General features: G+C 61.6%; 19 protein-coding genes. 9 read left to right on the forward strand and 10 right to left on the reverse strand.

Going from position 1 to position 19,842, the window contains the following annotated elements:
- Positions 1-4: 4 nt before the first annotated feature.
- On the forward strand, positions 5-1,141 hold the full coding sequence (locus tag GLL_RS01185; RefSeq protein WP_011140225.1) for a DUF1822 family protein: 1,137 nt from the start codon (positions 5-7) through the stop codon (positions 1,139-1,141).
- Here the strand turns inward: GLL_RS01185 and GLL_RS01190 are convergent.
- Complete coding sequence (locus tag GLL_RS01190) at positions 1,138-1,842, reverse strand: response regulator (protein ID WP_011140226.1); 705 nt, start codon at positions 1,840-1,842, stop codon at positions 1,138-1,140. The two genes, GLL_RS01185 and GLL_RS01190, sit on opposite strands and share 4 nt — an antisense overlap.
- A gap of 176 nt (positions 1,843-2,018) precedes the next feature.
- Between GLL_RS01190 and GLL_RS01195 the strand changes: the two genes are divergently transcribed.
- On the forward strand, positions 2,019-3,029 hold the full coding sequence (locus GLL_RS01195; protein WP_164928466.1) for a hypothetical protein: 1,011 nt from the start codon (positions 2,019-2,021) through the stop codon (positions 3,027-3,029).
- A gap of 126 nt (positions 3,030-3,155) precedes the next feature.
- On the forward strand, positions 3,156-3,734 hold the full coding sequence (locus GLL_RS01200) for a PadR family transcriptional regulator (RefSeq protein ID WP_011140228.1): 579 nt from the start codon (positions 3,156-3,158) through the stop codon (positions 3,732-3,734).
- A 377-nt stretch (positions 3,735-4,111) separates the two neighbouring features.
- Here GLL_RS01200 and GLL_RS01205 read toward each other — a convergent pair whose 3' ends face one another.
- Positions 4,112-4,327 carry an RNA-binding S4 domain-containing protein gene (locus tag GLL_RS01205; RefSeq protein WP_011140229.1) on the reverse strand — a complete coding sequence of 72 codons (216 nt, stop codon included), beginning with the start codon at positions 4,325-4,327 and terminating at the stop codon, positions 4,112-4,114.
- The gene (locus GLL_RS01210; protein WP_164928467.1) at positions 4,324-4,794 is read right to left on the reverse strand and encodes a GatB/YqeY domain-containing protein; all 471 of its coding nucleotides are present in this window, start codon (positions 4,792-4,794) and stop codon (positions 4,324-4,326) included. Before GLL_RS01210 ends, GLL_RS01205 begins: the two co-directional genes overlap by 4 nt.
- A 137-nt stretch (positions 4,795-4,931) precedes the next feature.
- Between GLL_RS01210 and GLL_RS01215 the strand changes: the two genes are divergently transcribed.
- The gene (locus tag GLL_RS01215; protein ID WP_164928468.1) at positions 4,932-5,369 is read left to right on the forward strand and encodes an ester cyclase; all 438 of its coding nucleotides are present in this window, start codon (positions 4,932-4,934) and stop codon (positions 5,367-5,369) included.
- 47 nt (positions 5,370-5,416) lie between these two features.
- Here GLL_RS01215 and GLL_RS01220 read toward each other — a convergent pair whose 3' ends face one another.
- From GLL_RS01220 to GLL_RS01230, 3 genes are all read right to left on the reverse strand, one after another.
- Positions 5,417-5,815 (reverse strand): hypothetical protein, encoded by a 399-nt coding sequence (locus GLL_RS01220; protein WP_164928469.1) that lies wholly within the window; start codon positions 5,813-5,815, stop codon positions 5,417-5,419.
- Entirely contained in the window at positions 5,808-6,194 is a 387-nt protein-coding gene (locus GLL_RS01225) for a DUF6883 domain-containing protein (protein WP_197530090.1), read from the reverse strand. The genes GLL_RS01220 and GLL_RS01225 overlap by 8 nt, the downstream gene beginning before the upstream one ends.
- A gap of 120 nt (positions 6,195-6,314) precedes the next feature.
- On the reverse strand, positions 6,315-6,503 hold the full coding sequence (locus GLL_RS01230; protein ID WP_011140233.1) for a hypothetical protein: 189 nt from the start codon (positions 6,501-6,503) through the stop codon (positions 6,315-6,317).
- A 305-nt stretch (positions 6,504-6,808) separates the two neighbouring features.
- Here GLL_RS01230 and GLL_RS01235 point away from each other — a divergent pair, with 305 nt between their 5' ends.
- The 4 genes from GLL_RS01235 to GLL_RS01250 all read left to right on the forward strand — a co-directional run bounded on the left by GLL_RS01235 (position 6,809) and on the right by GLL_RS01250 (position 11,834).
- Positions 6,809-9,550, forward strand: coding sequence for a hypothetical protein (locus GLL_RS01235; protein ID WP_011140234.1), 2,742 nt, complete (start codon positions 6,809-6,811; stop codon positions 9,548-9,550).
- 29 nt (positions 9,551-9,579) lie between these two features.
- Complete coding sequence (locus GLL_RS01240; RefSeq protein ID WP_011140235.1) at positions 9,580-10,428, forward strand: immunity 49 family protein; 849 nt, start codon at positions 9,580-9,582, stop codon at positions 10,426-10,428.
- Positions 10,429-10,511: 83 nt separating this feature from the next.
- Positions 10,512-10,955 carry a hypothetical protein gene (locus GLL_RS01245; RefSeq protein WP_011140236.1) on the forward strand — a complete coding sequence of 148 codons (444 nt, stop codon included), beginning with the start codon at positions 10,512-10,514 and terminating at the stop codon, positions 10,953-10,955.
- A gap of 69 nt (positions 10,956-11,024) precedes the next feature.
- Positions 11,025-11,834: an immunity 49 family protein gene (locus GLL_RS01250; protein ID WP_231848309.1), complete on the forward strand. Its 810-nt coding sequence runs from the start codon at positions 11,025-11,027 to the stop codon at positions 11,832-11,834.
- Between the two features lie 213 nt (positions 11,835-12,047).
- Here GLL_RS01250 and GLL_RS01255 read toward each other — a convergent pair whose 3' ends face one another.
- From GLL_RS01255 to GLL_RS01265, 3 genes are all read right to left on the reverse strand, one after another.
- Positions 12,048-15,143: an efflux RND transporter permease subunit gene (locus tag GLL_RS01255; RefSeq protein WP_011140238.1), complete on the reverse strand. Its 3,096-nt coding sequence runs from the start codon at positions 15,141-15,143 to the stop codon at positions 12,048-12,050.
- Positions 15,144-15,443: 300 nt separating this feature from the next.
- Complete coding sequence (locus GLL_RS01260; RefSeq protein WP_011140239.1) at positions 15,444-15,584, reverse strand: DUF4351 domain-containing protein; 141 nt, start codon at positions 15,582-15,584, stop codon at positions 15,444-15,446.
- A gap of 15 nt (positions 15,585-15,599) precedes the next feature.
- Positions 15,600-15,902, reverse strand: a complete 303-nt coding sequence (locus tag GLL_RS01265) for a hypothetical protein (RefSeq protein WP_164928470.1) — start codon at positions 15,900-15,902, stop codon at positions 15,600-15,602.
- 114 nt (positions 15,903-16,016) lie between these two features.
- Between GLL_RS01265 and GLL_RS01270 the strand changes: the two genes are divergently transcribed.
- Positions 16,017-19,295 (forward strand): AsmA family protein, encoded by a 3,279-nt coding sequence (locus GLL_RS01270; protein ID WP_011140241.1) that lies wholly within the window; start codon positions 16,017-16,019, stop codon positions 19,293-19,295.
- On the opposite strand, the gene GLL_RS01275 is transcribed toward GLL_RS01270, so the two are convergent.
- Complete coding sequence (locus GLL_RS01275) at positions 19,292-19,807, reverse strand: hypothetical protein (protein ID WP_011140242.1); 516 nt, start codon at positions 19,805-19,807, stop codon at positions 19,292-19,294. The genes GLL_RS01270 and GLL_RS01275 overlap by 4 nt on opposite strands.
- Positions 19,808-19,842: the final 35 nt, after the last annotated feature.

Here is a 19,842-nt window from a genome sequence, read left to right on the forward strand (position 1 = left end):
TGTTGTGACCATCGACCCTGCTGTGCTGTGTCCGCAGACCCTCTGGCTTGAAATTCCCACGGCGGCGCTGGACCTGGAGCTGCGCGCCTTCTCCCACGCCGGTGCCCGCTGGAATGCCTATCTCAATCGACTGGCCCAAACGACCGTTCTTGCCTGGATTCAGGAAGATTTTGAGTCTGGAGCGCGGGTCTGGCCTTCGGTGGAAGCCCTGGCGAACTTCCACGAATTTCTCAACGGCACCGCGATCACCTGCGGCCAGATGCGGCTGGTGTGCATTCCCACCGAGCAGGTCGACCGCGAAGAAGTGCGCATCCCACGCGAATGGGTCGATATCCCCGAGTGGGCGGCAGACTATTATTTGCCGGTAGAAGTCGACTGCGAGCGCGAACTGGTGGGCGTCTGGGGCTACGTCAGCCGCGCCCGGCTGCTCAAATGCGCCCAGCGCGACGACGCCGACCGCACCTACTGCCTGGCCGGCTGCGACATCCATCCCGAGTTGCATACCATCTGGACGGCCCAGCAGCTCAAGGTACCCCTGCAGAGCCGACCCGCGCCCCTGGGCTCACTCTCGCTCACCCAGGCCCGCAACTTGATCGAACGGCTCGGCAGGGCGGAGGTGGCCTTTCCCCGGCTGGAGGTGCCCTTTGAGGAGTGCTGGGCGCCGCTTGTCGGCCACGGCGGCTGGCGCCAGCGGCTCTATGAGCAACGGGTGGGCCTGCCCGGGCAGTGGTCGATCGGCGAATGGCTGCGCCGGGGGGTGAGCGAGCTGGGCCACAGCCAGGGTTGGCAGTTGCGCACCGCCCAGGCGGGGGGCCGCAGCAGCCATCAGATGGCGGGCCGGACGCTGGTGCGCCAGATGGTTGTCGCCGGTCAGCCCTACGAACTGCGCATCTATCCGCTCTACGAAGAGCAAGAGCATACCTGGCGCTTTGAGCTGCGCAATCTGGCCGGCCGTATCCCCGGCGGCTTGAAGCTCAGGCTGCTCACCGAGGATCTGCAGCCGTTCACCAACAACGAAGATGTGGCCCAGACGGCGGTGGACGAACTGTATATCGATGTGCGGCTTGAACCTGGAGACGGCCTGGTCTGGGAGGTCGAGCCGCAACCGCTCAACTATGACCGCGAGGTGCTGATTTTCTAGCCTAGCGGTGCACCGGGCAGCCAGTGCGCCACCAGCGAGCGCAGGACACCCCGGCTGAAGGGTTTGGCAAGCACCGCCGCCGCGCCGCACAGCCGGGCATGGGCCTGCTCGGTCCGCTCGTCGCCGTCGACCATCAAGAGGACGGGAATGCGGTTCAGGCCCGGCAACCGGCGCAGCACCCGGCAGAGTCGGCGTCCGTCGAGCCCGGGCATGGCGCTGTCGAGCAACACAAGATCGGCGGGGGCCTCCCGCAACACCGCGAGCCCCTGCAGCGGGTCGCTACAGGCGCGGATTTCACGGCAGGCTCCCTCCAGGCAATCGGCTACCCACCGCTGGACAGCCGTGCTGTCGTCGATGCAGACCACGCGCCCGGTGGGGGCTGGTGGTGCCGGGGACAAGGGTGGTGGGCCGGCCGCAAGCCGGTCGAGCCAAACTGCAGCCTCGACACCCTGCCCTCCGGACGGGGGCACGGCCGCCGCGTCGAAGCAAAACCAGCCTTCCTCCAGAACCACCAGTTCGTCGAGTTGACGCTGCAGGAGTCCAGGCTCCTGCTCGGCACATGAGCACAAGCGACCGCCGTCCCAGAACACCGACCAGAAGCGGTCGTCGGGAGCGCCCACCAGCAGTTCGCCGGTCGAGCGCCGGGCAGCCAGCCACTCGATGAGCGTGCGGATGTCGATGTCGTGCAAATCGCCTCGCATGGCCCTTCCCCGTCAGGTCGAACTGCGGTCTATCTTGGCGCGGCGGCTCTGCCGGTTGCCCTTCTGCGCGTGCGCCACACACCGCCGCACAGCCCCGTCGCCCCCGCGCGGCGGCGGTTTGGGCGTCCGGGGAGCGGCCGGGTAGACTGTGGCGGTCCTTGAGGATGGGGATTGCCGTGCGCTACCTGGCAAGCGTTCAACGCAAAGGTTTTCTGGAGCAGCGGGCGCTGCAACTGTTGGCCAAGGAACTGGACGAGTACTGCTGGGCGAGTGCCCAGGGCGAGGTGGGCTGTGGGGCGGCTGGCCGCTTTGCCCCCGGCGCGCTGGTGCTCGCCCACATCGATGCGGCCGGCCGGGTGGAGCGCCTGGAGGCGGCCGACGCACCGCTGACGGCGCTGCTGGTCGGTATGGCGCACTGCCGGGAGAATCTGCGCGCCCAGGCTGAGGAGATTGCCGCCTGGCGAGAGTCGCTGGCGCTGCAGAGCGAGGAATTGTCCCGCCGCCACACCGCACCGGGCAATCTCCTCGACCCTGACCCGCGCCCGCTGCCCGGAGGCGAAGCGGTGGTGCGGCGGTTGCGCCGCGCCCTGGAGCAGCTGTGGGCCGAGGGTGCGGCCGAGGTGCCGCTTGCTGAGGAGCGGCACCTCTGGCAGCGGCAATGGCAGGACACTCTCGAGCAGATCCAGCTGCTGAGCGAGGGGCTGGCCGCCTGCGAGCGGCTGGACCATAGGCAAAGCGACGAGTGCGAACAGCTGCTGAGCGCCCAAAAGGCGGAACTGTCGCAGCGCAAGGCCCACCAGGCGGCGCTTGCCGAACGGCTTATCGCGGACGGGCATCTCGACATCGAGGAGCGCCAGCATCTGGAAATTGCTCAAAGACGCGCCCAGGAGCACTGGGCGAATCTCGCCGGATCCATCGACCGCCAGCATCGGCGGCTTGAACGCGAGCGGACCGCCTGCGAGCGACATCTGGCCCGGCTGGGCGACGGACCACACCAGCGCGAACGGCTTGCCCAGCGCCTGGGGGAGGCGGAGCAGCGCCGCGAGCAACTCCAACAGCAAAAACACGACCTCGAACACCGCCTTGCCGCCGCTGACGCCCGCCGCATCCTCTACGACGTCCAGATTCAGCCGCTGCTCGGTGAACTCGAAGCGCTGGTCGGCCAGCCGTCAGGGCCACTCGATTGATCTGGGCCGCACCAAGAAGGACCATTGCAAGTTTCAGGCGCCCTGAGGGCATCTGCTGAAACGATATATCGCGATAGGTTTTAGCTGTGCTAGCTTGGGAGGACTCTGGAGCAAAGGGGCACAGCTATGTTCTCGCAGGGGTGGCCATTTTCATTTGAATTTGCAAGCCGGCGCGATTGTCGCGGCGGCGGGCCGGACTGGACCAAGTTTGCGAATGCCTTCGGCTTTGGGGGGCCGTGGAATTTTGGCGACGAGCCGCGCACCCGCCGCGGTGACGTCAAATATTTGCTGCTGGAGCTGTTGGCGGAGCAGCCCCGCCACGGCTACGAACTGATCAAAGAACTGGAGAGGCGCCACGGCGGTTTTTATCGCCCGAGTGCCGGTTCGGTCTACCCGACGCTGCAGTTGCTCGAAGAAGGCGGTTATCTTACCAGCGAAATGCTGGAGGGCAAGCGCGTCTACACGATCACCGACAGCGGCAGGCAACTGCTGGTCGAAGGGCAAAATTCGAGCCGGCGCAAGCGGGGCACTGCTGAGGGGACGGAGGCTGTGGGGGCGCTGATGGAACTCAAAGACGCCATGCTGGGCCTGGCGGCGGCGGTGATGGAAACCGCCCGGCCCGGCAACCAGGGGCGGGTGGACAAAGTGCGCGAGGTGCTGGAGCGCTCCCGCCGCGAGATCTACCGCATTCTTGCGGAGGATTGAGAGCGAAGGCGATGCGGTTGCTTAATTTTTTAGGCGTCAGGTGCCAGGTGTCAGGGAAAAACAGTTGCCTATCGGGTTTCGTGCACCCTATACCTAAGCTGCCTCACTCCTTGATACATTTGTAGCCCAGCGACCAGCCATACTCTCCGCCGCAGTCGACACGCATCGTGCAGGCCCTGGAAGCATAAGCCCATCCCACCCACCAATGCTCGTTCCCAACCGTGCCCTGAAGTCCGGGGGGTGTCGGGGGGCCGGCAGCCCCTCGACGCGGGGAGGGGGAGAGCGCGAGAGGGGAACCCGAAGGGGGTTCCACCTCTCGCTCCACAGACTGTCGTGCCCAGCCAACTGTCAGGTGTCAAACCTCAAACCAATTTTGGCTACGGGCTGGATTCATTCAGTTGGACCGTATAGTTCATCTGCGCAAGAGTCACTTGATCTCCTGCCAGCAGTTTGCGGCCTCGGCGGGTCTCGACTGCGCCGTTGACGAGTACCTCACCCTCTTGAATCAGGATCTTCGCCTGACCGCCGGTCTGGGCGGCGCCCACCAGTTTCAAAAACTGGTCGAGCTTGATAAAGGTCCGCTCCTCGCTCATCTACCGACCTCCGAGTGCAAGACGGCGCGGACGACTTCGCTTGCGGTCTTGCCGTCGTACTGGCCGCCGTGGCGCTCTTTGAGCTGCTTCATCACTTCGCCCATCGCCCTGGGCGAGCGGTCGGCCAGGGTGCTTGCAATCTGCTCTACCGCCGCCGTCAACTCGGCGCGGTCCATCTGGCGCGGCAGGTAGCTCTCTAAGATCGCCTTTTCGGAGCGCTGGAGGGTGGTGTCCTTGTGGGCTTTTTCGAGGGCAGCGATCGTCTCGTCCAGGTTTTTGAGGAATTTGCGCACAACGGCAATCACCTCTTCGTCGGCGCTCGGCCGGTTGCCCGCGTCCTTGCCGACTTTGGCCGCCTCGGCAAACAACGTGCCGAGCAAATTGGCGCGCAGCGCGTGCACCCCGGGTTCGCGGCTGTTGCGCTTGCGCGCTTCGAGACTGTCCGCTTTGATCGTGTCGATCAACATGGCCCACCTACTTTCGAACGAACGTCGCATCCGTGCGACATACTACCAGCGTACTACATTCTCCGGTGTCTCCGCCAGGGCGCGAACCTGTCGGGGGGCGGGCGCGTACTTTTAACGAATGTCATTGGGAGGCGCCCATGTCCGCCGAGGCCAACAAAGCCCTGGTCCGCAAGTTCTACGAAGAAGTCTTCAACCGCCGCAACCTGGCGCTGGCGGATGAACTGGTGACGCCGGACGGGATCAACCACGCCACCCCGCCGGGGGTACCCTCGGTCGGTCCCTCCGGGATCCGCTTCGTGGTGAGCATGCTCACCGAAGGCTTTCCGGATCACCACCACGCCATCGAAGACCTCTTTGCCGAGGGCGACAAAGTGGCGATGCGCTGCACCTTCAGCGGCACCCACACCGGGAGCATCCTGGGCCTGCCCCCCACGGGCAGGGCGTTTCGGCAGCAGCAGATGCACATATTGCGGGTCGAAGGCGGCAAACTGGCGGAGCACTGGGCGGTGCGCGACGATCTGGCTTTGATGCAGCAGTTGGGGGCGCTCCAGCCACCAGCCGTTCAACCTTCATAGGGCGCGCCGCTGGGCTTTCTGTCCAAGATTGTCCCAATGCCGCAAAATCACGAGGATTTGTCAGCAATCCGCTGCTGATTCAGCAAATCGGCAAAATCGTGCACTTGCAGTAGTAGCGATTCTGGAAGCTTGTCCAGTAGCACCGCCAACCGGGTGCGCACCCCGGCGGCCTCCGCTGCCGGTGCAATCAGCTGAAGCTGGTGAGGATAGGCCAGTTCTACACCAAGGGTCTCTTGAAATACATTGAGCTCATCCGGATGGGCAGGTGCAAGTTGTCCTTGAGAATCATATTTGACCCAATTGCCGAATAATTCGACAAGGTAGGCTTTGCCGTCCTCGAAAATTTCAACGATCGCTCCAGGAGTTCCTGCTCCAGCTGTTCCTCCTTCCGCGAGCACTACGGATTCTTTAAGCCTGACGGCATCAAACAGCGAATACTTACTCACCCGACTCTCCTGTGCGTTGCGGTACCGCTGTAACAAATCTAGCCACGGATTCTTCAAAACGAACAATCCAGATCGTCCGAATTCGTCGCGAAAGACCCGAGGGTCCCGTAAGACGAAGATAGGCGCGATAGAGTACACCGAAGTCATTTTGGCTTTGCAGCTGCAAAAGATCCGAGGAGATCTGCGCCAAAATAGCCGCTTGAATTTCGACAGCAGAATCAAAACCCATTAACACCCGCCAAAAATTTTGCTTGTCGCCACCTTTTCCTGATGCGGTGGTGTAATTCAACAAGTACTCTGCTTTGGCAAGGGGAAATTCGAAGCGATTGAGCGGTTCCATTGAAAGCAACATTCTAAGGTGCTGCACAGCAGCGAGCATACCCCGTCGATGCCTGCTTCGGACTATCGATTGCATCCTGTCTGGCCACTAGGAGCGAAAAAAACACCGGAGATTTCTCCCCGGTGCAGCCCCCTGTTTTGTCCACACCTGTCGGTCGGCTCACTCCTGCTGAGCCACCATCGCCGGAGGGGCTTCGACCGCCGCCGGGGAAATGGATTTTTTGACGCTGGTGCCGGCCTCGGTGCTGCCGACCGGCTTGAGGGCCATGCACTCGGCCGCATGGGCCGTTCCGATGTTACTCAGCAGCAGTGCACCGGCCAGGAGCAGGCCAGGGGAGAAAATACGCATCGTAACTGTCCTCTTGAACAACGTTGTCCTCCGGTACAGGAAGCAGAGCCACTTCCGGCACCCGATGTTATTCTCCCGCCATCGGGGGAGATTGCCGCGCCACCTGGGGTAGAAATGTTTCTGCTGAACGACCCGCTCCAGGTGCTCCGGAGCGGCTGGAGGCGCACAACAAGCGCCAACATCGACCTTTCAAGTTTTCGAGGTTGTCCCTAAGACCAGCAGATCGCGTCTCCTGCACTGATGTTTGTCGGTCTATTTTTTCTTGTCCAGGCGGTTTGCAAACACTCCAAGCGCCTCAAGGGGAAATGCCTGATACCGAGCCGTCCAGCCAGGAATCGCCCCCACCGCTCGCCTATCAGCAAGAAGCGTCCGGCTGGGATCCGCTCGCCTTCTGGGACACTCCTGCCGCCGCTGTCGGTGAACCCGATTGGGAAGCCGACATCTGGGACGAGGAAGCGTTCGAGTCCCCTGGCGAGCCAGAGCAGAGTGCACTGGCAGAAGACACTGAGCCTGACCCGGCAGAGCCCGACGCGCCCGAGCTGACAGATTCCGATGCACTGCCGGACGCTGAGCAAGAGCTTGAAGCAGCCGAGCAGACGCTGGAGGACGACCTGCCGCTGCAGGAGGATGCACTCGAACCGGTGGCGGGCTTTGCCCTGCACCTCGAACTCACCCCGCCTCCGCCGCCCGCCGCCACCGACCCCCCCGACCCGCAGTCGCCTCTCACAGAAGCACCGGCCGAAGACGATACTGAGGCTCTGCAAGCGCAGCAACTGGCCCAACTGGAGGCCCTGCTCGCCCAACTTTTGGCCTACCGTGCCCAGGTCGACAGCCACTTTCAGAAGATCCTCCACCAGGACGGCACCGTGCTGGAGCGCGCCGCCGACAAAATCAACCAATGGACCGACACCGCCGTCAACGCCGTCGCCGATGGGGTGGGCGATGTCTGGGACCGGCTGAGCGGCCAAGACGAAGAGCGCGAGCACAAACTGCTCGAAGAAGATTCTGCCGCCGCCGTCCAAGAGCAGACCGCCGAGCGCTTCGAGCAGTTGGCTGCCAGGCTGGGCGCACTGGAAGCGGCCATCCGTGCCGGTCGCAGCGCTCAAGTCGAGCAACTGCGCACAGAACTGTTCGGCGGCCAGGACGCCCAGGGTAAGCTACAGCCGGGACTGGTGGCCCAAACCGTCACGGCGGTCGATAGCCAGGTCGGCCAGTTCGAGCAAGGCTTCCAGGCCGGGGGCGAAATGCTGAAGACAGGACTGGTCGCCGCCGCCGCCCTCGGGGTGACGGTGGCCACCGCCGGAGCGGGAGCCGGGGTGGCTGCGACGATGCTGAGCGCGACTGCCGCTGGAGCAGGCACGAGCGTGGCTTTGGGTGCGGGGGATGCCGCCGTTTCCGGTGATGGATACACCCTGGCCGAGGCGGGGGAGGATGTGCTTTCAGGAGCGACCACCGGGGCGCTCTCGGCAGTGCCGATTCCCGGAGCGGCGGCGGTCGGTGGCATCACCCGAGGGGCAATCACCGGGGCGGTGGGACGCATTGCCGGACAGCAGGCGGCCGAATCGGCGATGGTACAGGCGGCGGCGCGCTTGGTGGGGGAGAAACTGGCGTCTGAGACGGTGCACAACGCCGGGGCGAGCATGCTGTCCACCGGCGCGCAGGTGGCTTTCGATGAGCAACTGAGCCTGCAGCAGAAGTACGAACAGGTGCTCGCCAGTGGTCTGCAGCAGTTGAGCCCGGCGCAGATGGCGATGAACGCGACGATGGCCTTCGGCTTTGAAAAAGCGACCCAGGGGGTGATAGGAGCGGCGCAGCGGGTGGCTCCCGAGCTGCCGAGGCGGACGGGGCAGGAGGATGGTCTCGCGCTGGGGACAGCAGAGCGGGGCGACAACGACGATTGGGGCGTGCCGGAAGACCTCGATGCCTGGCTGCTTCCCCATCCGGACACACTCGCCCCACCGCCCGCTCTGGCAAATCCCGAGAGTATTCTGCCCGCTGCCACGGCCCGCCCGCAGGCTCCACCACCGCCCGCAGCACCGATACCCGAGGCGCCGCCGCCGGTGGCTCCAGTCGCGCCGCTGTGGCAATCGCCCCTGGCGGTTCATCCCGACGTGCAGGTGCAAAGGCGCTATCAGCAACTGCTCGCCGAACGTGGCAGTGCCGAACTGCAATTGCCGGGCAAACCGTCGTCGAGTTGGAATGGTCCGAAAGAGGCGTACTTTCGCGGTCTGGAGAAGCCGCGCGACGCGCATGACCGCATCCAGGAAGAAGGCTATCGCTGGGTGCTCGAAGAGAGCGGCCGGTTGCGCCTGGACCGCAATCCGGAGTTTGCCGGGGAACCGGAAAATCTGCCGCGCTACACAGTAGCCGGGGACAAACTGGTTCCCCGGTCAGAGCAGATTGATTTTGCAGCCAGTTACAAAGGAGCGGAGGAGCCGTTCACGCTGGAGCAGACGGCGCAGTACGAACATTTGCTCAGCGAGCGTGACGCCTGGCGCGAACGGCGCGATAGGGCCATCGCCGAGCACCGTCAGGCAGCCCTTGTCGGTGATGAGTCTCTGGCTGAGCGCAAGTTGGAGGAAGCGGCCAAAGCTGGCTATCAGATGAACGAACGCTCGCGGCGGATGGCGGAGAAGGCGGCGGAGGATTACATGCACAAGACCTACGGCGAGCGTGCGACCCTGGCCTATCCCGAGCGGGTGGACGGTTCGCACATGAGCAAATCGCAGTCCGGGGATTTTGACCAGGTGTGGAAGGTGAAAGGCGAAGATGGCAACGAGACCTTTGTGGTCATTGAAGCGAAAGGCGGCAGCAGTCGATTGGGTACCCGAAAGACTCCATCTGGAATAGCTCAACAAGGCAGCCCTCGGTATTTTAAAGCAATTGCTGAAAATATGCGTAAAAAAGGTGCGACCATCGGTTCTGAATTGATCGATAAAAAAGACCTTGGGCAAGTTCAATATTTGAAAATTCAACTGCCGATCAAAGAGCAGGGAGGAGCCTCACAAATCAACTCCGCAAAAATTCGAGAGTTTGATCTTTCATAATCGTATACAAGGAAATCAAGGAGCCAGGAATGACAAAAATAGCGCGCCATCAAACCGACATGAACTTTATGATTAAACAAACGATTGACACCAAACAGCTCGTTGATAAGATTTATCAGCGCATCATCTCAGATCACAATGTCCTTTCCTTGAGCACGCTGTTCTTTATACTCCCAAGTTACCCCGGTTACCTGTCCGTTACTCAACCCGAATCGGACGAAATTTGCAAAGCAATACAACTGATTGCAAAACTCGCGGCTGGCGCATTTGCCCTGGCATCAACCTCGGAAAAAGAACTGGAGGTTTACCTGGACAACAACATCAAAGTTCGACTGCCGGCCAAAATCGATGAATCCGAAGTCAACTGTTCGGCTTGGATGTCGGGTTTCTTTGCTGCCGCCATCTGCCGCGACCTGACCGTGCTCGATTCCTTGGGCCGCATTCCCCTCGAACTGTTGCGCCGTTCGAGCACCAGATACGACGAGTTTATGTTTTCGTTCATTGCGGCGTTGCAGGGTTACTGGCGAGGCGAACGCGACGCCGCCCGGCACCTGATGGCGGCGATGGCCGACGCCAAACCGGAGAAAATCCAGTGCTGTTCGGAAGAATACCTGTATCTGAAGGCCGTGCCGCAGATGGAGATGATGTTCCAGCTAATGCGCAAAGATGGAGAGGCTTTCAATCGGTCGTTGTACACAGCGCTGGAGAGCCACCGCGAGTTGTGCAACCTCGACGAAGATACTCGTTTGGATTCCGATTTTTATCTCGCCTACGACCTGTTGGCATTGTCGAGTTTAGCCTACGAACAGGGGATGGCCGTGCATGTCGAATCAGATTATCTGCCGCTGTCGATCGTTCAGGGAAAATGTGCGGTTTGATAAGCAAATAGAGTTTTGTCTTCGACACCAACAACACCCTCGCCGAGCGCGCACTGGAACAGGCGGCCAAAGCCAGCTATCAGATGAACGAACGCAGCCGACGATTGGCCGAGCAAGCAGCACAGGAGTACATGCACAAGACCTACGGCGAGAATGCGACACTGGCCTATCCTAAGCGGACGGATGGGTCAGAATTCAGCAAATCGCAGTCCGGGGATTTCGACCAGGTGTGGAAAGTGAAAGGCGAAGATGGCAACGAGACCTTTGTGGTCATTGAAGCGAAAGGCGGCAGCAGTCGATTGGGGGCAAGACGGACAGAACGCGGCACGGCTCAGCAAGGCAGTTCTGAGTACTTCAAAGCAATCGCAAAAACGATGGAGGGAAAAGATGAATCCATTGGCACTGAATTGCTCGCTGCAAAACAAAAGGGGAATGTTCAATATCTAAAAGTTCAACTGCCAATCAAAGATAGGAACGGAACTTCACAGATAGGTGCAGTACAAGTGCGAGAATTTCACCTAAAATAAGCCTTTGCAAGAACAAAAAGGAAGTCCAAAATGGAAAAAATAACACGGCACCAAACAGACATTAACTTCATGAACAAGCAGACCATTAAAGCGAAGCAACTGGTTGACACCATTTATGAAGGTTTAACTGTAAGCCATAATTCTAGCTCCCTGAGAATGCTATCTTCGTTAGTCCAAGGCTACGCAGGTTATCTATCTGTTTCATTCCCTGAATCAGTTGAGATTTGCGAATCAATTCAACTGGCAGCAAAATCCGCTGCCGCTTTATTCGCTTTGGCATCAACCTCAGAAAGTGAACTTGAGATTTATCTAAGCAAAGATACATCGATTCGGCTGCCTGCCAAAGTCGATCATTCAGGAGTTAATTGTTCTGCCTGGTGTTCAGGTTATTACTTGGCGGTCATCTGCCGCGACTTACCTGTGCTCGATAATCTCTGTCGCATTCCTCTCGAACTGTTGCGCCGTTCGAGCACCAGATACGACGAGTTTACCTATTCGTATATTTCGGCGTTGCAGAGTTATTGGCAGGGCAAAGACGATGCTGCTGACCATCTGATAGCAGCCATGACCAATGCCAAGCCAGATAAACTCCACTTCTGTTCGGAAGAATATCTGTACCTCAAAGCCATTTCACAAATGGAACTGTTGTTCAACCTCATGCGCAAGGACGAAGAAGCATTCAATAAGTCCTTATACATAGCACTCGAATGCCACCACGAACTTTGTGATCTAGACGACGAAACACGTTTAGATTCGAGGCTATTCCTTGCCTATGACCTGTTGGCATTAGCAAGCCTTGCACATGAACAAGGGATGACAGTCCGAGTCGAATCCGATTACCTTCCACTATCGATTGTTCAGGGAAAGTGCGCCGTTTAACGGACAAACAGCATTTTTTAGGGTCCACCCCGTGCGCTAGAAATACATCGACACCAAGCGCGCAGTCTGGACGGCAGCACTTTCCCAACGGGATAGGCGTCGCAGCACGCGCTTGGCGATGGTTCGCAAGTACTCACGCGCAATAGCAGTCAAAAAAACACCGGAGATCGCTCCCCGGTGCAGCCCCCTGTTTTGTCCACCCTTGCCGTCGGCTTACTCCTGCGGCGTAGCCATCGCCGGAGGAACTTCGAGCGCCGCCGGAACCGGTGCGATTTTGGTGCGTGGCTGGACAAGCCGCCAGAACCAGCTTTGCAGATCATCGACAAACGTAAAGACAACCGGGACAACCACCAGCGTCAAGGCCGTGGAGGTGAGCAACCCGCCCACCACGGCCACGGCCATGGGAGAGCGCGCCTCGGAGCCCGCACCGATCCCCAGGGCAATCGGCAGCATGCCCGCGATCATCGCCACGGTCGTCATCAAGATGGGCCGCATGCGCGCCTCACCCGCCTGCAAAATCGCCTCGGTGCGCGGCCGGCCCGCCTGCATCGCCACCAGACAGTACTCGACCAGCAAGATGGCGTTCTTGCACACCAGGCCCATCAGCATGACGATGCCGATGAGGGTGTAGAGACCCAGGGATTTTTGGAAGACCAGTAGGCCGACCAGCGCCCCGCCCAGCGACAGCGGCAAGGACATCATGATCGTCAGCGGGTGCAAGAAGCCGCCAAAGAGCAGCGCCAGCACTGCGTAGATAAGCAGGATGGCAGCGGCAATCGCTCCGCCGAAACCGTTGAACACATCGCGCTGGTTCTCGGCTTCCCCGGCCAGTTTTTCGCTGACGCTCGCAGGCAGATTGCGCAGGACCGGCAGTTCGTGCACTTTTTGCAAGGCCGGACCCAGATTGACGCCCGGGGCCAGATTCGCCCCGATGGTCACCTGGCGGGCGCGGTCGTAGCGCTCGATTTGCATCGCGCCGCTGCCCATCGCCAGTTGGGCCACCGACTTGAGGGGAACCAGCGCTCCGCCGTTGCCCATCACCTGCAAATCGCCGATCGTGTCGAAATCGGTGCGAAAAGTCGGGTCGAGCTGGACGCGGATGTTGATCTGGCGGGAGGGCAACGTGAATTTGGCCAGGTTGGCCTCGCTGTCGCCCAAGGTGGCAATCTGGGCGGTGCGGGCGATAGCGGCAACGGAGACCCCCTGCTCGGCGGCGCGGTCCAGTAGCGGTCTGACCTGAATCTCGGGGCGCAGAATCGCCGCGGTGGAATTGACATCGACCAGTTCCGGCAGGCCGCGCATCTGGTCGGTGAGGTCTCGGGCGGCGCGCTCCAGTTCGACGGTGTTGTCGCCGCTCAGGACAATCTGGACGTTCTTACCGCCCCAGCCGCTGAAGGAAAGGCGTACCCCGGGCACCTGATTGAGGATGGGCCGCATCTCGGCTTCGAACTGCTGCTGGGTCTGGCGGCGCTTGTCTCTGGGCTTGAGGGTGATCACCAGTCTGCCGGTGTTGGGGGTCGAACTGGAGTCGATCGAGCCTGCCCGCGCGTAGACGTGTTCCACCGCCGGGTGTCCCTGCACCAGCGACCCCAATTGCAACATCGCCTTGCGGGTGGTCTCGATGCTCGATCCGGGGGGCAGTTCGACTTCGAGGCTGCTCTGGCCCCGGTCGATCGGCCCGATAAACGAAGTGGGCAGCAGAGGAATGAGTGCCAGACTACCGGCGAAGAAGGCCCCGGCCAGCAGCAGCGCGATCCGGCGGTGGGCGAGCGACCAACCCAGCACGCCTTCGTAGAGGCGCGTCAAGAGCGACCGGCCGGGGGCGTGGGTGTGGGGTTTCAGCAGGTACGCCGCCATCAGTGGGGTGAGCATGCGCGCCACCACCAGCGAAAAGAGCACCGCCGCCGCCACCGTCCAGCCGAACTGCCGAAAGTACTGGCCCTGGATGCCCTCCATGAAGGCCACCGGCAAAAACACCGCCACAATCGTCATCGTGGTCGCCACCACCGCGAGGCCAATTTCATCGGCGGCCTCGACGGCGGCCTGGTAGGGCGACTTGCCCATGCCGATGTGGCGCGAGATGTTTTCGAGTTCGACGATGGCGTCGTCGACCAGAATGCCGATCACCAGAGCCAGGGCCAGCATCGTCATGTTGTTGAGGGTGAAACCCGCCATGCGCATCACCGCGAAAGTCGGGATTACCGAAAGGGGGATAGCCAGTCCGGCAATCAGGGTCGCGCGCCAGTCGCGCAAGAACAGCCAGATGACCACCACCGCGAGGCCCGCCCCCAACAGCACCGCCTCCACCGAGGCGTCGTAGGACTCGCGCACAAAATCGCCGGTCGTCCACAGCAGCTGCAACTTGATGTCATCGGGAAGGGATTGTTGGATCTCCTTGACCTTTGCCTGCACCGCCTCCTCGACGCCCACCAGGTTGGTGCCGCTCGCGCGCACGACCTGGAAGACCACGGCGGGGCGGCTGTCGTAGTAGGCGAGCCAGCGCTGGTCGGCGGTGCCGTCGGTGACGGTGCCGAGGCTTTCGAGGTTGGCATGGCGCCCATCCGGTAGGGCGATGCGCACCGAGCGCAAATTTTCGACCGTGGCGGCGCTGCCCAGGGTGCGGATGGCCTGCTCGGTGGTACCCACCTCCCCCCGGCCGCCGGGAAGATCAATATTGAGGGCGCGGATCTGGGCGTGGACCTGATCGGCGGTGATCCCCAAAGCCTTGAGGCGCACCGGATTGAGGTCGATGCGAATTTCGCGCTTGGAGCCGAAGTAAAGAACCTGGGAGACCCCCGGCACTGTGAGCAATTCGCGGGCGATCCGGTTTTCGGCCAGCCAGCTCAGTTCCACCGGCGCACGGCGATCGGAGGAGATCGTATAGCCGATAAACGGCCAGCCGCCGTCGTCGAAGCGCTGAATCACCGGCTCGTCGATACCCTGGGGCAGTTGGGCGCGGATCTTGGTAATCGCGTCGCGGGTGTCGTTGGTGGCGCGATCGAGGTTGGTGCCCAGGTTGAATTCGACGCGCGTAAACGAGCTGCCGTCGCGGACGGTCGAATAGATGTGGCGGATATTGCCGATGCTGGAGACCGCCTGCTCGACTCTACGGGTTACCTGGGTCTCAAGCTCGGTGGGTGCCGCCCCGAGTTGGGTGACGGTCACCCCCACCGTCGGCAGGTCGGTATTCGGGTCAAGATCGATCCCCAGGCCGCCAAACGAAGCGAGCCCGCCCAGAGTCAGAATCAAAAACAGCACGATCGTCGGCACCGGGTTGCGGATCGACCAGGCGGAGATGTTCGAGCGCATCGGCAAAGGCTCCTCGGACGGTAGGGCGCACAGGGGTGACGTTGCCACTTTACGGGGCGATGCCCGCGTCGGTCTGTCGGAGGCTGTAAGGTAGATGTAAATTCTTGCCGTATCAGGGCTTACAAAATCTCACAAGTCCTTGCTCCCGATCGAATTCTGCCCGTCCATGAACAAGCCACTTACGGGCAAAATTGAGGGGCTGTGATAAACGGCGATTGTCTTCAAAGTTGCTGACAGAATTGCCCCAGGTCAGCTACGTCAAGTACTGCCTCACTTAAACGTTCAAGCTGCCCACTTTCATTAGAAGATCGCTTCAGTTTGATTGATAACCTCGGAGGAAATCTGGCCGAACCGGTGTGTCAACAGCCTGAGTAGAAGCTTTTGCATACCATCGATTTCACCTTCGCGCAGAATGCGTTGGTAAATTACAGATTCACGCATCAGCTCCTCCCGCAATCACTCGTCGATGACCGTCTCAGCAAAACGTAGACCTGCCAGTATCTTCGCGTAGGCCAGGGTATTTGCCCGTGGGCCGGGTGCTTCTATCGTAGCGATCCGCTCAGCAACTCGGACCAGAAGTTGTTCCGGCCTGTCGGTGCGGGCGAGAGCCGCCGGCGGCATCAGGGCGGGCTGCTTGAGCAAAAGGGCCGGATCCTGCTCCCACAGACGGACTACCTGGTAGCGATGCACCATTCGTCCGGTACGAAATTCTTCTTCGATGGCGGATTTCCCCTGTTTGTAGAATCCGGGCGAACTCACCACCACGCCACCGGCCTACCACTCCATAACTGCCCCACGGCGCTACGATCGTCGGTAGGCTTGGATTTGAGTCCGGGCTACTTTTAAATCATGCTTTAAAAAAGGCTAATTGCCATGACAGTTTCCAGCGGCAGAGCCGGGGGCAGGATCCCCCGTTGGGCAATCATTTCCCTTGCAGCCACGGTCGGTCTGGTGGGAGCGGGCGTGACCGCTCTGGCGCTCGTTCCGCTGTTTGTCGACAGCGACGGTCTGCGCAAACCCCTCGAAGAGGCTATCGCCCAGACCTTGCGCCGTCGGGTCAGGCTCGGCAAATTGCAGGTGCAAACCCTGGGAGGCATCGGCCTGCGGGCGGACCGGGTAGAACTGTTCAATCTGCGCGGCAGCGAGAAGCAACTGGATGCGCGCAGCGTTTTTGTGGAAGTCGATCTCTGGCCGCTTCTGTCGCGCCAGGTCGTCCTCAAGCGTCTCGAATTCGAAAGGCTCGATCTGGCATTGCAGCGCAACCCGGCGGGCCAATGGAACGTTGCGGATCTTTTGACGGCGCAGGGTCCGGACGGGCCGGGGCAAACCGGCTACAGCGGTCCGGCGGTCAGTCTGGTCGACAGCACCGTGCGCGTCACCGACCAGACCCAGAATCCCCCGCGGCAATTGCGTCTGAGCAATGTCGCTTTCGATTTGCGACCCCAAAATCCCTACGACCTCGATATCACTTTCAAAGGCGATCTGGGCGAGAAGACGCCCCTGGCCGTGGCCGGAACGATCGAACTCCCGAAGGGCGATCCCGCCGCTGCCTGGGGGGGTGAACTGCGCCTGCAGACGCAGCAACTGGCGGCAGATCAGGTGGTAGGGCTCCTGGGACAGCCGGCGCTTGCGGGCCTCAAGGGACTTTTCGACCTCGATGTGCGCTGGGAACTGAGTCAAGATCAGCTCGAAGGCAAGGTGAAGGCGCAGGCGCTCGCATGGCTGTGGCCGGAAGTCTGGGGCAAGACGGCCTGGAAGGCCCGGAGTGTGGATCTCGATGGCGATCTGACGTTTGGCCCCCAGCAAGTGGCGGTCGAGCGGCTGCAATTGAAACTGCCCGAACTGACGGCGGACGCCAAAGGCACGCTGCCGCGCTTTTTCAACCAACCGGGCCAGGCGCTGGATTTAAATGTGAAAACGGGCGAGTTCGACCCGTTTACAGCCCGCCGCAGCCTGCCTGTAGCAGCCCTGCCCACGTCGTTGCTGCCGTGGATTGCCCAAAGTACCGGCAGTGGGAAGATAGCGACGGATCTGGCCATCCTGGGCACCGTTGCACAGCCGCTGGTCACCGGGCGGGTGGATCTCAAGGGACTCACCCTGCGCAACCCCCGGCTTCCCCAACCGCTCGAAAGCCTGAACGGCACCGTCCTGCTCGGGGCCAACCGGGTGCAATTTCAAGCTCTCAAAGGCAGTATCGGCCCTTCGCCCTTTGAGCTGACCGGCGCTATCGACGGCTATCGCACCGGCAAAACCCAACCCCAACTTATTTTCAAAAGCCCGAGCCTCGATCTGGGGGTGGCGCGGTCGATCCTCACTTCGGAGTTAGTGGCTAGCCGCGCCCTCGACAATGTCACCAGCCTCGGGGGCCGTGCCGCCGTGGATCTGCGTATCCGGGGCGCTCAGCCGGAGGGTCGTGTTGAGTTTCAAGGGGCGCGGGTGGGGCTGAGCGGGCTCAAAAAACCCGTCGAAGATCTACGCGGCACCGTGCAGCTTGGCCCGCAGGGAAACCGCTTCGAGAACCTCAGCGGACGGCTTGCCGGGTCGGACATCCGTGTCGGCGGCAGCCTCGGCCCGACGGGGGCGCTGCAAGTAGCGGGCACAGGCACGCTCAACTTCCCCCAGGTCTTTGCACTGCTGGGATCACCGCCTCCCATCCAGGCGAAAGGTGCCGTACCTATGGAATTTACGGCGGGCGGCACCACGAACAAACTCGATTTCACCGGCAATCTGGATCTAGCCAAGCTCGATGAACTCAAATTCAACAATCTCAATCTCACTCCCGCCCAGCGGCTGGTGCTGAGGGGCACCTATACCCCCGCCCAACTCACCTTCGCCAACACCCGCCTGGCCCTGGCGGGGCTGGTGCTCGACGGCGGCGGCACCGTCCGCCAACCCGGCACCCCGGCGCAAAGTCTGGATCTGCGGGCGCGCACCCCCCAGCCTCTGAACCTGACCAACATCACAAAGCTGGTGCCCCAGGTAGCGGATCTGGGCGTGAGTGCCGGCCGGGCCGGGCTGGATCTGAGTTTGAAAGGCCCGGCCAGCTCGGCAGCCTTCCAGGCGGCCCTGAAGTTGCAGGGCGTGGCGATCCCTGGCCTGCTGGGAGGGATCAGCGGCCTTTCCGGGCCGGTGAATGTCGCGGGCGATCAAGCGAGCACCCCGGGGCTCACCTTCCAGACCCCGGAGGGCCGGGGTCAGCTCAAAGGCACTGTCCGCAACTTCAAAGACCCCAATTTCACCTTCGATGCCCGCCTTGCCCGGCTCAACATCGACCGGCTGCTGGCGAGCGCTTCCGGGGGTGACAAAAAGGAAGGATCCTCCGGCGGAGCGGATCTCAACTCCCTGCGCGGCCAGGGCCAACTGGCCATCGACCAGGGGGTGGTCAGCCGCCTCACCTTCCAGCAGCTGCGCACCAAAGTCCAGCTCAACCGGGGGGTGCTGGTCCTGAACGACTTTGGGCTCAACACGGCCGGGGGCCGCATGGGGGGCGATCTGCGCACGGATCTCAAAACCCAGGCGGTGCAGGGCAACCTCAACCTGCGCGATGCTGAGGCGAATACCCTTGCCCGCCAACTCATCGACTTTCCGCCCAACCAGATCTTCGGCCGCACCGACATGGACTTCACCTTCCAGGCCAAAGGCGGCAATCAAAATCAATTCCTCCAGTCGCTGAACGGGCAGGGATCGATGAATGTCACCAACGGGCGGCTGGCCACACTCAATCTGATGGGGCCCATCCTGGGGGTGGCCGAGGGGCTGGGAAGCGGCCAGGGCTTCAGTCTCGATACGCTGCTGCTGTCGGTCGGCCGGCTCAACACCGGCAAATTCCAGCGCCTGGGTGGTAACTTCAGGGTGCAAAACGGCGTGGCGCGCACCGACAACTTCGTCTACACCGGCTCTGCGCTCAACATGCAGGCGGACGGCACCCTGCGCCTGGTCGACGAGGTGGCCAACCTGCAGGTGCGCGGCAGCTTCACCCAGAACCCCCTCGGGGCGGTGTCGATGGACGGCGACCGCCTGCTGGGCAATCTGCTCGGCCGCATCTTGAAACTTCCCCAACAGCAGCCGCGCAACTTCTCCTTCCAGGTGCGTGGCCCCATCAACCAGTTGGGTTCGGTACGCAATGTGCGGCTGCAGCCCGGCCGGGGCTAAAAAATCTGCACGCCGCCCAGAAACTGCCGAAAGGTCGCCACCTGCTCCTTGCTGGGCGGTTTGGGCCAGTCGGCCATGAACATCAATAGCTGAGCCGGTACCGGGGCGGCGACCCAGTGGATGGTGCGGCCGTTCGGGGCGGCGAACCGGCACTCGACGCCATTCTGGTTGTCCAGCAAAAAGCGGTTGCTCTTCTGGAGTGTGACTTCCTTGGGGATCACCGCGGCGGCGCGGGCGCAGAAAGCCTTGGCCGGGGCCGGGTCAAAGGGCGGGGCGTTGCGCAGATTGCGGTCGAACTGGGAGCCCGTGGAGATGGCGACCGATTTGTCCGGGGGGGTGAGCACGTAGTGAATGGGCTTTCCCGGCGGATTCTTGGTGGTCTGAAAGTAAGGCGGCGGTGTAAATTCCAGTGACAGATCCCCATCGACGATCTTGCCTGCCCAAACCGGCGGCACGAACAGCAGACCTGCAAGTACGGCACCGGCCAGTGCCGCTGTTTTCCCAAATAGCATCCCCGGCGCCCTCTCCTACTACCAAGGCCCAGTAT

The organism is Gloeobacter violaceus PCC 7421 (assembly GCF_000011385.1).
GTDB classification, from domain to species: domain Bacteria; phylum Cyanobacteriota; class Cyanobacteriia; order Gloeobacterales; family Gloeobacteraceae; genus Gloeobacter; species Gloeobacter violaceus.